The organism is Pseudomonas sp. DC3200b2 (genome assembly GCF_049895785.1).
GTDB lineage: Bacteria > Pseudomonadota > Gammaproteobacteria > Pseudomonadales > Pseudomonadaceae > Aquipseudomonas > Aquipseudomonas massiliensis.
The window spans coordinates 1-12,501 of the sequence record NZ_JAFCTA010000013.1 but is presented as its reverse complement, the minus strand read 5'-3'; the positions used below and the strand labels follow the sequence as shown (position 1 = coordinate 12,501).

The window sequence follows — 12,501 nt, the reverse complement described above, 5'->3', positions numbered from 1 at the left end:
CCCCATGTGAGAGTAGGTCATCGTCAAGATTTATTCCCAAAACCCCTGGTCGCATCGCGATCAGGGGTTTTGTCTTTAGTAGAAGTACCAAGATTCCGCCGGGGCGCCATAGGCGAAACGGCCACCGAATTTCTTGACGACCATAGAGCATTGGAACCACCTGATCCCATCCCGAACTCAGTAGTGAAACGATGCATCGCCGATGGTAGTGTGGGGCTTCCCCATGTGAGAGTAGGTCATCGTCAAGATTCAATCCCAAAACCCCTGATCGCGTCGTGGTCAGGGGTTTTGTCTTTTTCGGGTCAGGATACATATCGGTTATCCTCGACGAACGGGCATAAGAAAGCCCTGACTCTCAGCGAGAGTCTGGGCTCTGACCAGCAGCGTCAAATGTCTTGGGTAAGGACTACCTTGGCCTTGGCCATGGCGCTATCAGCGAAGCCCTGTAGAAAGCCTTGGAATGCCTCCAGCGATTGAAGTGGCTCTGCTACGACAGGCTCCGCCTGTATGGTCCAGGTGGCCCAAGAGCCGCCATCAGTCAGCGGACTGACCTCCATGGCCGCCCAAAGATTGCCTACAGGCAACGACGTATGGATCAATGACCAAGTCATGAGCCTGGCACCGGCGTCATAACGATTGAGTTGCTCGATAGCGAAGTTGCCGTCCTTGAAGGTCTTGTGCCGGACGCTACCTGGACCCTGGCCAGTCACTACAGTGGTTTCAAGCGCGTCGATGAAACGCTGGAAACCACCAAAGTCCCCCACCAGCGCCCATGTTGTGTTCGCATTGGCGGGCACATCCACCGCGGCAACCACCCTTGCGCCGACAGGATTGTGGATGCGAGTATCCGGTTGTAGGTCATTCATGGTATCGCTCCTGTATCGGAAGTTAGAGGAAAGCAATGGAGTGAAGGTATGCGCAGCCTTGGGCTAGCAGGGCGGCATCTTTTTCTGGGTAGTCCGCTCCCATGCGACGCACCGCGTTGGCTGCGTTTTCATGGTCAATGCGCGAAATGTCCCCAATGTCTTCTTCAAAGCCCTTGAGGTAGAAGCCCAGTACGCCATAGAGCGCGTTGCGGTGATCGACTTCTTCAAGGCGCGTCTGCCAGACGTCGACCGGAACCAGATCGAATCCATGACCACAGGCCGCAAAGGAATCGACGTATTGCTTCCAGGTGAGAGACTGCGGATTGTGCAGGTTGAACACTGCCGCTTCAGGGTCATGGCGGCTAGCCTGGAAGGCGATCAATTTGGCCAGGAAGTCCACAGGCATCAGGTCGAAGTTCAGATCAAGCGCCGGTACGGCACCAAGTTGTAGCGAGCCCTTGAGCATCAAGAGCAGGCGGTTCTTCTGCGGCTGACAGACACCTGTTTCACTGTTGAAGCTGATATTTCCTGGACGGAAGAGATTGATAAAGCAACCTGCATGGCGAGCCCGCCATAGGATGCGTTCGCCTACCCATTTGGAAAGGTTATAACCGCTGCGTATGTAGATAGGGGGTGTCGCCGAAGGGCCGGCTTCCAGCACCGTACCGTTTTTATCCACAGTGCTGCAGGCCGACAGGGTTGAACTTTGGCTGAAAGTTTCATTGAGCGTAGGCGTACTCATTTCGATCAACTTTGATCAAAATAAAGTAGTGCACAATATGGGCGCGGCACGCTGATAGTCGAGTTAGAACAGATGGTTTCATGTAAAAGGTCTTACATGCTGGCCTGGTGCATGCATTCCTCCTTCCATGGCGTCCGCCGGATTGGCAGGCAAACACAACCAACACAGAGAGTGTGGGTTTTATAACCGCAATGCCACGGACACGCGCCGTCAAACGGAACCGCGAGCGCGCGAGGAGAGGAGATGTCGGCCCTAGGCGGGCCGAAACGGGGCGGGAAGACGAAGCAATTGCCTGAAGGGCACCAGGGGCGTAGATGCCCGGTTATGTAGCCTGGCCTTGCGCCAGGAAGCGAGTGATGGCTTCGATACCGCGTTGCAGGTGCTCGGTCAGCGCGCTGACACAGCGCTCGGTATCCCCGGCCCGCGCTGCGGCGGCCAGGGCTCGGTGATCGTCCTGCGACACCTTACCCAACCCCATGGCCTTGAGATTGAAGCGCAGGAAGCGCTCTTCTTCGTCCAGCCCGGTTTCCACCAAGGTCATCAGGCGGCGGTTGGGTGCTCTACGATAGAGCACCAGGTGAAACTGTTTATTTAGCTCGCCCATCGCGGAGTAATCCGTTTCAGCTTCCATGCGTTCGATCAAGGCATCGGCTTCGTCAAGGTCACTTTCAGTGAGCCTTGGTACAGACTGTCGCAGGGCTTCGGATTCAAGAAGTATCCGCAGCTCATAGGTTTCGGTTGCGTCCCACGTGATCAACGGGGCAACGACCGCGCCCTTGTGTTGTTCAACCGCCAGAAGGCCCTGGGCTTCAAGTTGGCGTAGCGCTTCGCGCACCGGCATGCGACTGACGCCGAACATGGTGGCCAGCTCCTGCTGCCGCACTGCCGTGCCGGTTGGCAGGCGACCTTCGAGAATAGCGATGCGCAGGCGTTCTTGGATGATGGAGCGAGCAAGGTGGGCAGGCAACTGTTCGGCCGCCAGCACAACGCTCAAGGCGCTGGGTTTTCTAGGCACTTTGACTACCTTGATAGATGTGAAACCGCATATTGTTGTCACCCAAATCTCGGTGCGAGGCGTGTCCTGCCACCTGAACGCCGGAATTCCTTTCGGTGGGCTGAGCCACACCGGCGTTTCGGCATGGAGCTTACGTCCTTTGATCGTCGTTTTCAGCACTTATCCGCTGCGGGGCGGTACCTTCCTCGATCTTGTGCTGAGTTGTTTCGTGAGAGCCGACGCACTGATTGCAGGTTGCCATTGTTTTTTACCGGCGCTACCCGCACCATGCTGCGCCTCACACCGCGCCCCGAGCTTGCCAACGTGCTGAAGGTGACCTTAGCGAAGATCAGGCTGCGCCGCTTCCTGCTTGCGCTGACGCTGAGCCTTGGCTTGATCGGCGTGTTGCAGGCGGACTGGGATTTTACTCTTATCGGTCGACGGGCCCAGGCCTTGTACGGCCCGCTGGGTGCAGGCCAACAACGGATCGATGCTTGGCAAAAGCTGTTGGCGACGCAGCAGCAGGCGCCTGAAGCGCAGCGGTTGAAGGTGGTAAACCTGTTCTTCAACCACCAGATGCAGTACCGCGAAGATATCGACCTCTGGAGAGAGGTGGATTACTGGGCCACGCCTGTGCAGTCTCTCTGGAAAGGCGCCGGCGATTGCGAAGACTACGCCATCGCCAAGTACTTCAGCCTGCGCCATCTGGGCGTATCCGGCGATAAATTGCGCATCACTTACGTCAAGGCCTTGCGACAGAATCGCGCCCACATGGTGTTGACCTACTACGCCAGCCCGGACGCCATGCCGCTGGTTCTGGACAGCCTGATGGATGACATCCTGCCTGCCAGCCAGCGCAGCGACTTGCTTCCTGTCTATGCCTTCAATGCCGAAGGGCTTTGGCTGACCGGCCAGGCGGGCAACAAGCGGGTAGGTGACACCAAGCGCCTGTCGCGCTGGCAGGACGTACTCAAGAAAATGACCGCCGAAGGCTTTCCGGCTGACCCCACTGACTAATCAGGAGCCCTGATGTCTCTGTTCAAGCAATTACTGTTGGCCATCTGCCTGTTCCTGGTGGTGGCATTCGGCGGGAGCTTCATGGTCAGCCTGGAGAGTTCCCGGGCTCAGTACGTCAATCAGCTGCGTTCCCACGCACAGGATGCCGCCACGGCCCTGGCGCTGTCCCTGACGCCCAATATCGATGACCCGGCGATGGTCGAGCTGATGGTGACGTCCATCTTCGACAGCGGCTACTACGCCAGCATCCGCGTGATCGATCTGGCGGACAACAAGGTGATGGTAGAGCGCAGCGCGGAGCCCGACAGCAGTGGCGTTCCGCATTGGTTCATTCGCCTGATCGGGCTGGAAGCCGCGGGCGGGGACGCTATCGTCAGCCGGGGCTGGCAGCAGGCGGCACGGGTGGAGGTGGTCAGCCATCCGATGTTCGCTCTGGCCAAACTATGGGAGAGCGCCCTAGGCAGTCTGGGATGGCTGCTGCTGTGTGGCGCTATCAGTGCCTTGCTGGGGGCCTTGCTGCTCAAGCGGCAGTTGCGCCCGCTGGACTATATGGTCGAGCAATCCCATGCCATTGCCCGGCGTGAATTCCTCAGCCTGCCGGAGCTGCCGCGCACGCCCGAGTTGCGGCGTGTGGTACAGGCCATGAACCAGATGGTGGAAAAACTCAAGACGCTGTTCATGGAGCAGGCTGAGCGCAGTGAGCGGTTAAGGGAAGCGTCCTATCAGGACAGCCTTACCGGGCTGGCCAACCGGCGCTATTTCGACATGCAGCTCCAGGCGCGCGTCAGCCATGCGGAAGAAAACAGGCCTGGTTACCTGTTGCTGCTGCGGGTCAATGACCTGGCCGGCTTGAACCTGCGCCTGGGCGCCGCCGCCGCCGATACGCTGCTCAAGGAAGTCGCGGCCATGCTGTCGCGCCTGTGCGCGCGGCATCCAGAAACCACCAACCTGATCTGCCGCAGCCGAGGGGGCGAGTTTTCGGTACTGGCGCCTGGGCTGACGCTCGATGAGGCTCACCAATTGGCGCAAGCATTGGATACGGCCTTGCACAGCCTCTATGAAACAGGCGCGTCGGACATGTATCCGGTGGCCTGGATGGGGCTGGCACCCTATGCAGCGGGCGAAGCGCCTCAGGATCTGCTCAAGCTCGCCGACCAGGCCCTGGCCCAGGCCGAAGGCTCGGGAGACGGGCACTGGGTGTGCCTTGACCAGCCCAGCGTTCGGCAGATCGGCGATGATCACCATGCCTGGCATCAATTGCTGGACCAGGCGCTGGAGGGGCATGGCCTACAGCTGTTCTTCCAGCCCGTTATCCATGCCCAAACAGGTAATACCCTGCACCATAAGGTGCTTTCCAGAGTATTGGACGCCCACGGCGAGGCGATTCCGGCGGGGCGCTTCCTGCCCTGGATCGAACGCTTCGGCTGGTCCGCTCGCCTGGATATCACGGTGCTCCGGCTAGTACTGACGCATTTGCAAGCCCGCCCGGGCGTGCTGGCGCTCAACCTTTCGGCAGCTACCCTGGATGACCCCCAGGCGCTGAATCGCATTTTCGATCTGCTGACCGCCCACTCCGCTCTTGGGCCGCGGTTGATCTTCGAAATCGGCGAAGAGCAATTACCTCAGCAACAAGTGCTAGAGCAGGTCACCCGTCGTTTGCATGCGCTGGGCTTTGGCCTGGCACTGCAGCATTTTGGCGGGCGCTTTAGCATGATCGGCAACCTGTCCCGGTTGGGCTTGGCGTACCTGAAGGTCGATGGCAGCTATATCAGGGCCATCGATCAGGAAAACCACAAGCGGCTGTTCATCGAGGCGATTCAACGGGCGGCTCATAGTATCGACCTGCCGTTGATCGCCGAACGTGTAGAAACCGAAGGCGAGCTGGCGGTCATCCGGCATATGGGCCTGGAAGGCGTCCAGGGGCGGCTGGTGGGCGAGCCAGGTCCATGGCAAGAGGCTTGAGCTCAGGGCCCAAGCATCGAAGGCCCTGCCTGCGAGGTGGACTGGCTCCCGAGGGAGCCAGCTTGGCTAGTAAACGCTTCCATAGCTGGGCGCGCTGGCTTTACCGCTCTTGCAGCGCCTCGGCCTTGGCCCGCAGGATAGGCTTGAGCAAGTAACTGAGGATGCTCTTGTGGCCGGTGATGATATCCACCGAGGCCACCATGCCCGGAATGATCAGCAGGGGCTTGTCGTCCGTGCCCAGATGATTGCGATCAGTACGCAGGCGGATCAGGTAGTAGGTCTGTTTCTTGTCTTCATCGGTGATGGTGTCGGCGCCAATCTGAACCAGTTCGCCCTTGAGCCCGCCATAGATGGTGTAGTCATAAGCGGTGAACTTGATCATGGCCTCCTGGCCGGGATGCAGGAAGGCAATGTCCTGCGGACGTATCTTCGCTTCCACCACCAAGGTATCGTCCAGAGGCACGATCTCCACAATATCGCTACCGGGCTGGATCACGCCGCCTACAGTATTGACCAGCACCTGTTTGATCACCCCACGCACTGGCGAAGACACCATGGTCCGGCTGACACGGTCTTCCAACCCTTTGGCCGTGGCGGTGTACTTGTTGAGATCTGTGCGCGCTTCGTTGAGCTGGGTAAGGGCGTCGCTACGGAATTTGCCCCGGGTTTCATCGATCTTTCGCTGTACTTCCGAGATAGCCGCCTGGGCGCGGGGGATGGCCAGGGAAGTGGCATCCAATTGCCCGCGGGTTTCGACCTCGGAACGCTTCAGGCGCAGCACCTCCACAGGCGAAACCGCGCCTTGTTTGACCAGGGGTTCGGACATGCCGATCTCCTGACGCAGCAATGCCAGGCTGTTGCGGTATTGTTCCTGTTTGGACGCGAACTCGCGCAGTTCCTGTTGCTTCTGGGTCAGTTGGGCCTGCAGTCCACCGATTTCATCGGCCAGCTGCTGTCGCCGGCTGCGATACAGTTGTTCTTCATCCGCCGCCTGGCGGGGGGCGGACTTGCGCAACGTGTCGGAGATATTGAGCGGTCGATCTTCCACTTCGGCGCTCAGGCGCTCTACCCGCAAGGCCATGCCGATGCGGTCGGCCTCGGTTTCCCCCACATTGGAGGCGAAGCGGGTATCGTCCAGGCGGATAAGTGGCGTGCCGGCTTCCACGATCTGCCCTTCCTTGACGTAGATTTCAGCGACGATGCCCCCTTCCAGGTTCTGCACCTTCTGGATCTTCGAGGAAGGAATCGCCTTGCCCTCGCCCTTGGTCACTTCGTCGACGATCGCGAAATGAGCCCAGCCTAATAGAAACGCGAAGAACAGGATCACGCCCCAAATGGTCAGGCGCACAATTCGAGGCGCATCGTCGATCAGTGCCTTGTTCACTTCTGGAAGCGGCTGGCCTGAAAGGTTGTCCCGGCCTTTGAAGTAGGCGCCGATACCGCCCTTGTCTATCTTAAGCGACATTGACTTGCCCCTTTTTCAACGCTTCAAGCACGGCGGCCTTCGGGCCGTCGGCAACAATCTGGCCCCGGTCGATGACGATCAGGCGGTCTACCAGGGACAGCAGGGAGGCACGGTGGGTAACCAGGACCACGGTCTTGTCCCCGATCACCGGCTGCAGGCGTTGCTTGAGCCGTTCTTCGCCGCTGTTGTCCATGGCGCTGGTAGGTTCGTCGAGCAGGAGAATCTTTGGGTTGAGCAACAAAGCCCGGGCCAATGCCACGTTCTGGCGCTGTCCCCCGGAGAGGTTCTGGCCGCGTTCACCGACCTGCATCTCATAGCCTTGGGGGTGCAACCTGGCGAATTCATGCACACCGCTGAGTTCGGCGGCCTGCAGCACCATTTCGTCCTCGACGTAGCGCGCGCCGGATACCAGGTTGTCCCGCAAGGTACCAGCCAGCAGCTGGATGTCCTGTGCCACGTAGCCAATGTTGTGGCGCAGTTCGCTCACGTCGATCTGGCGAATGTCCATGCCATCGATCAACAGCGCGCCTTCATCGGCCTCGTAGAGGCCCACGATCAGCTTGGCCAGGGAGCTCTTGCCCGAGCCGCTACGGCCAATGATGCCGATCTTCTCGCCTGGGCGAATGCTCAGGTTGATATTGCGCAGGGCCACGTTCTGCTGGTTGGGGTAGGTGAAGCCTAGGTTGCGAAACTCTACGGCCCCTTGCAGTACCGGACGGCTCAGGGGCCGTTCCTCGAAGTTGCGCTCCTGCGGCAGGTCCATCATCTGGTTGACCGAGACCATGGTCACCTTGGTTTGCTGGTAGCGGGTCAGCAGGCCCGAGAGCTGCGTGAGGGGGCCCAGGGCGCGGGTGTTGAGCATGTAGCAGGCAATCAGGCCGCCCATGCTCAGGTTGCCATCTATGATCTGATAAACCCCGAAGATGATCATGGCCACGCCGGCCAGTTGCTGGATCATCAAGGTCAGGTTCATCGCCAGGCTGGACAGCACCTTCACCCGCAGTTCCAGGCGGCTGAGGGTGCCGATGGTTTGTTCCCATTGGTACTGCCGCTCGCTCTCGGCATTGTTCACCTTGATGCCGTCGAGGCCGGCCAGGGTTTCGATCAGCGCCGACTGTCGTTCCGACGCCAGGGCCATGGTGCGCTCCAGGGTAGCGGTCAAGGGCTTCTGCAGTACATGACCCAGGCCCAGCGCCAGTGGGAAGGCAACGATGGGAATCCACACCAGGTGCCCGCCGAGAATGGCGATCACGAGAAGAATGAGTACCGTGAAGGGCAAGTCGATCAGGCTGGTGAGGGTCAGCGAGGTCAAGAAGTCCCGCATACCCTGGAATTCATGGATGTTCTGGGCATAGCTACCCACCCGGGCGGGGCGCATCTTCATGGCCATGCCCACGACACGTTCGAACAGCGTGGCGGAAATGATCAGGTCGGTCTTTTTTCCCGCCAGGTCCAGGCACAGGCCACGCAGGCCCTTGAGCAGCAGGTCGAACAGGTAGGCGCCAGTAATACCCGCGGCCAGCACCCAAAGGGTCGCCGTGGCCTGATTGGGAACCACACGGTCGTAGACGTTCATCACGAACAGGGGCGCGGCCATGGCGATCAGGTTGATCACCAGGCTGGCGGCGATGGCGTCCATGTACAGCCAGCGCGAACGCTTGAGCGTGTCCTTGAACCACGACTTGGCCCTGGGGATGAGCGAACCGTGGTTGACGTCGAACTTGTGTTGCGGCTGGGCGAAAAAGACCCGGCCGCTGTAGTCTTCTTCTAGCAGCTCGCGACTCACCCGGGTTTCGCCACCATCGCTTTCGCTCAGCAGCACCCGTGCTTGCTCGCCTTCCCAGCCTAACAGCACGGCGCTACGGTTGTCTTTCAACAACAGCAGCACGGGCATGGCGATGGCGGGAATCTGTTCCAGCTTGCGGGTCAGCAGGCGGCCCTGGAGGCCAGCGCGGGCCGCCGCCCGGGCCAGCAAGGCAGGTGAAAGACGCTGATCCGGCAAAGGCAGGCCCGTGGTGAGCATGGCCCGGCTGGCCGGCTTCTGATGCAGATAGCAAAGCGACAACAGCCCATCGAGCAGCGGGTCGTCATGCAGGCTGCGTGGATCATGAGTGGGTAGGTTTCGACCGGCTTCTGATTCCACGCTGCGCTCTCTGCTTTTTTAAATTACGGGATTGGTCAAGAATCAATTCATGCCGGGCAGTTTAACCTCCGGCTTGAGGTCCTGTTGTACAGCCGATGCCAGCGGGGCGAGCACGCCCTGGCTGAACCGCGCCGGGTGCGCTATGCATACTCGACCGCTTCGCTTCGCATGCGGCTGGGCGATCGGCCTTTGGCTCTAGGCATTGTTGCAAATACCTGGCGCCTGCTCCGCCAGGCAAGGCTCGGATTGCAGGTCCGCCTGGGCCCCTCCAGCGTACAGGTTGGAGGTCATGCGTGCTACGGCCGAGCAAGCGTTGTGATGGCCTTCTCCAGCGCTGATGTTGTTGTCGGCATTGCGTGACAGTTCTACATCGAATTTCGCATGGAGCGACGAACGGGTCACCGAATACCGCTTCGCGGTCAGTTTGGTCCGAGCGCCGCGCCGGCCCGTCAGCCACCGGTCCCTCCCGGTCTTGAGCCAGACACGGTTGCGCTTGATTCAATTCCGCGTTGCGGCCTGGCACGCGGGCCGTGCGCAGCTTGCTCTGAGCGAAATTTCGCTGGCGGCTCTTAAGATTCCCCTCCAGCAGCCGAACATATTCGCAACGGATAAGCCCATCTGGGTAAACCTGGACAACGATCACTGCGGTGCGCTCGACGGCATCGAGCAGCAATAGGCGCTCCTCCCTGCCTGAGTCTGAGCACAAGCCTCAAGTACATGCTTAATGGCACGGGCAAAGTGCCTGTATGAGCGAAGCTGATACCGAAGGCCACGGGAAGTGAGGCGGGGAAGTACGAGCGCATCGTAAGAGATACCGAAAGTCCTTTGAAAACAATAACTCTGACAAGCGCATAAGGCTGTGGAAGTCGCAGCCGAAGCGCGCAAGCGTCTGCTGATGCAAGGGGGAAAAGGAAGTGCGCGCAATAAAGGCGGTTTGCCATGAAATATCAATGTGACATTACGTAGCGGATTGTTTAGGATGCCGCACAATAGGTCAATAGTTTGTCGGTTAGTTAGCTACCTATAAGTAGCGTCATAAAACCGGCGCAGATTGGAAATTCTTTTTAATACCCACGCTCCCCTCTGAAATGTAGGGCTTTTTTTGCCCGCACGTCGTACGGAAGCGACCAGATCGGTACCCCCGGAGAAGCTTCATGAGCAGTGTCGTCGCCATCGTAAAAAGCATTGTTGGCCAGGTCGTCGCGGTTTCACCGGAGGGCATCCGTCGGGTGCTTGTAGAGGGCGATCGGCTGTTCGCAGGGGAGGTGGTGGAAACCGGCGCGTCTGGTGCGGTAACGCTGTCTTTGAACGATGGCCGTACACTGGATGTGGGACGTGAAAGCCAGTGGAGCGCCAACGCGCCGGACACGATGCGCGCCGCGGAAGATGTTGTACAGCAAGCACCCTCGGTCGCTGAGCTACAGAAAGCCATCGCCGCGGGCGCGGACCCTACCACCGAACTGGAAGCTACCGCGGCGGGCGAAACCGGCGTGGATACTGGCGGCTCAGGTGGTGGCAGCCACAGCTTCGTTTTGCTGGAAGAGACCGCAGGCGAGGTAGACCCAACGGTGGGCTTTGAGACCGCGGGGCTGTCGTCCGCTGACAGCATTGCTGCTGAACAGACCAGCCCGACTGACAGTCTGACCATCGTGGCGGGTGATACCGCGACGCTGAACGAAGATGATGTCGCTACCGGTAATGTGCTGGCCAATGACAGCGATGCCGATAATGCATTGAGCGTTACCAGTTATACCGTGGCAGGGGTCACGGGTACGTTCGTGGCAGGACAGAGCGTAACGATCGCTGGCGTGGGTACGCTCGTTATCGCCGCCAATGGGGACTACAGCTTCACGCCCGCGGCTAACTACAGCGGTGCGGTGCCCTCTATCACTTACACCACTGACACTGGCGCAAGCAGCACGCTGGACTTGACCATCACCCCCGTGGCTGATGCGCCCGCCATCGAGGGCGTGGCGGTTACAGGCAATGAGGATACGTCCATTGCCTTGGGCACTGTCGTCACCTATGCCGATAACGACGGCTCCGAGACGCACACCACCGTGATCAGCGGCATCCCGGCTGGCGCCACCCTCAGCGACGGCACCAACAGCTTCACCGCCACCGCGACCAACGGCAGCGTGGACGTCAGCGGCTGGAACCTTTCCGGCATCAGCTTCAACGCGGGTAGCAACGTCAGCGGTAGCTGGACCTTGACCGTTACCGGTACGTCCATCGAGGCCGCCAACGGCAGTACTGCCACGACGTCGAACACCATCACAGTCAACGTGACGCCGGTGGCCGACGCACCAGCTGTAGACAGCGCTCGCGCCGTATCGGGTGACGAAGATACCTCCATCGCACTGGGCACCGTGGCGACCTACACCGACAACGACGGCTCGGAAACCCACACTACCGTCATCAGCGGCATCCCGGCTGGCGCCACCCTCAGCGATGGCACCAACAGCTTCACCGCCACCGCGACCAACGGCAGCGTGGACGTCAGCACCTGGAACCTCTCGGGCATCAGCTTCAACGCCGGCAGCAACGTCAGCGGCAACTGGAACCTGACCGTTACTGGCACTTCCACCGAGACGGCCAATAACGCCACCAGCACCACCGTGGGCACCATTGCTGTATCGGTGACGCCGGTGGCTGATGCCGCCGTGGTTCCGGCCCAGACCCTGACCACCAGCGAAGACACCAGCATCGCTCTGGGCACCGTGGCCACCTATGCAGACAACGACGGCTCCGAGACCCATACCACCGTTATCAGCGGCATCCCAGTGGGCGCGACTATCAGCGATGGCACCCACAGCTACACCTCCCAGGTGGGCGGCGACGGGACTGTCGATGTGAGCGGCTGGAACCTGTCCGGCATCAGCCTGACCCCAGCGGCCAACTCCAGCGACACCATTACCTTGGTGGTAACCGGTACCTCGACCGAGGCCGCCAACGGCAGTACTGCCACAACGTCGAATACCATCACCGTCAATGTCACGCCAGTGGCAGACGCCCCGACCATCACTGAATCGCGTGAAGTCAGCGGCGACGAAGACACCAATATCAGCCTGGGCACTGTGGCCAGCTACGCCGACAACGACGGCTCGGAAACCCACACCACGGTCATCAGCGGCATTCCGGCCGGCGCTACCCTCAGCGATGGCACCAACAGCTTCACCGCTACCGCGACCAACGGCAGCGTGGACGTGAGCGGCTGGAACCTCTCCGGCATCAGCTTCAACGCTGGCAGCAACGTCAGCGGTAATTGGAACCTGACCGTTACTGGCACTTCCACCGAGACGGCCAATAACG

At 60.0% G+C, this 12,501-nt stretch carries 8 protein-coding genes, 1 rRNA gene and 1 pseudogene; 4 read left to right on the top strand and 6 right to left on the bottom strand.

The window, feature by feature from the left end:
- The first annotated feature begins 132 nt into the window (after positions 1-132).
- Positions 133-248 (top strand): 5S ribosomal RNA (gene rrf, locus ACP691_RS21535).
- A gap of 138 nt (positions 249-386) precedes the next feature.
- Here the strand turns inward: rrf and ACP691_RS21530 are convergent.
- The 3 genes and pseudogenes from ACP691_RS21530 to ACP691_RS21520 all read right to left on the bottom strand — a co-directional run bounded on the left by ACP691_RS21530 (position 387) and on the right by ACP691_RS21520 (position 2,623).
- Positions 387-866 carry an SRPBCC family protein gene (locus tag ACP691_RS21530; RefSeq protein WP_426154291.1) on the bottom strand — a complete coding sequence of 160 codons (480 nt, stop codon included), beginning with the start codon at positions 864-866 and terminating at the stop codon, positions 387-389.
- Positions 867-888: 22 nt separating this feature from the next.
- A pseudogene (locus ACP691_RS21525) lies at positions 889-1,581 on the bottom strand (SDR family oxidoreductase); the annotation flags it as partial.
- A gap of 349 nt (positions 1,582-1,930) precedes the next feature.
- Entirely contained in the window at positions 1,931-2,623 is a 693-nt protein-coding gene (locus ACP691_RS21520) for a GntR family transcriptional regulator (protein ID WP_426154293.1), read from the bottom strand.
- Positions 2,624-2,857: 234 nt separating this feature from the next.
- On the opposite strand from ACP691_RS21520, the gene lapG reads away from it, so the two are divergent.
- Positions 2,858-3,619, top strand: a complete 762-nt coding sequence (gene lapG, locus ACP691_RS21515) for a cysteine protease LapG (protein WP_426199775.1) — start codon at positions 2,858-2,860, stop codon at positions 3,617-3,619.
- 12 nt (positions 3,620-3,631) lie between these two features.
- Positions 3,632-5,581 carry a cyclic di-GMP receptor LapD gene (lapD, locus tag ACP691_RS21510; RefSeq protein ID WP_426154297.1) on the top strand — a complete coding sequence of 650 codons (1,950 nt, stop codon included), beginning with the start codon at positions 3,632-3,634 and terminating at the stop codon, positions 5,579-5,581.
- A gap of 100 nt (positions 5,582-5,681) precedes the next feature.
- Here lapD and ACP691_RS21505 read toward each other — a convergent pair whose 3' ends face one another.
- The 3 genes from ACP691_RS21505 to ACP691_RS21495 form a co-directional block, all read right to left on the bottom strand.
- Positions 5,682-7,046, bottom strand: a complete 1,365-nt coding sequence (locus ACP691_RS21505) for an HlyD family type I secretion periplasmic adaptor subunit (RefSeq protein WP_040259420.1) — start codon at positions 7,044-7,046, stop codon at positions 5,682-5,684.
- Positions 7,036-9,189 (bottom strand): type I secretion system permease/ATPase, encoded by a 2,154-nt coding sequence (locus ACP691_RS21500; protein ID WP_426154300.1) that lies wholly within the window; start codon positions 9,187-9,189, stop codon positions 7,036-7,038. Before ACP691_RS21500 ends, ACP691_RS21505 begins: the two co-directional genes overlap by 11 nt.
- Positions 9,190-9,384: 195 nt before the next feature.
- Positions 9,385-9,591, bottom strand: coding sequence for a hypothetical protein (locus ACP691_RS21495; RefSeq protein ID WP_426154302.1), 207 nt, complete (start codon positions 9,589-9,591; stop codon positions 9,385-9,387).
- A gap of 752 nt (positions 9,592-10,343) precedes the next feature.
- Between ACP691_RS21495 and ACP691_RS21490 the strand changes: the two genes are divergently transcribed.
- On the top strand, positions 10,344-12,501 hold a 2,158-nt coding region (locus ACP691_RS21490; protein ID WP_426199774.1), incomplete at its 3' end, for a retention module-containing protein.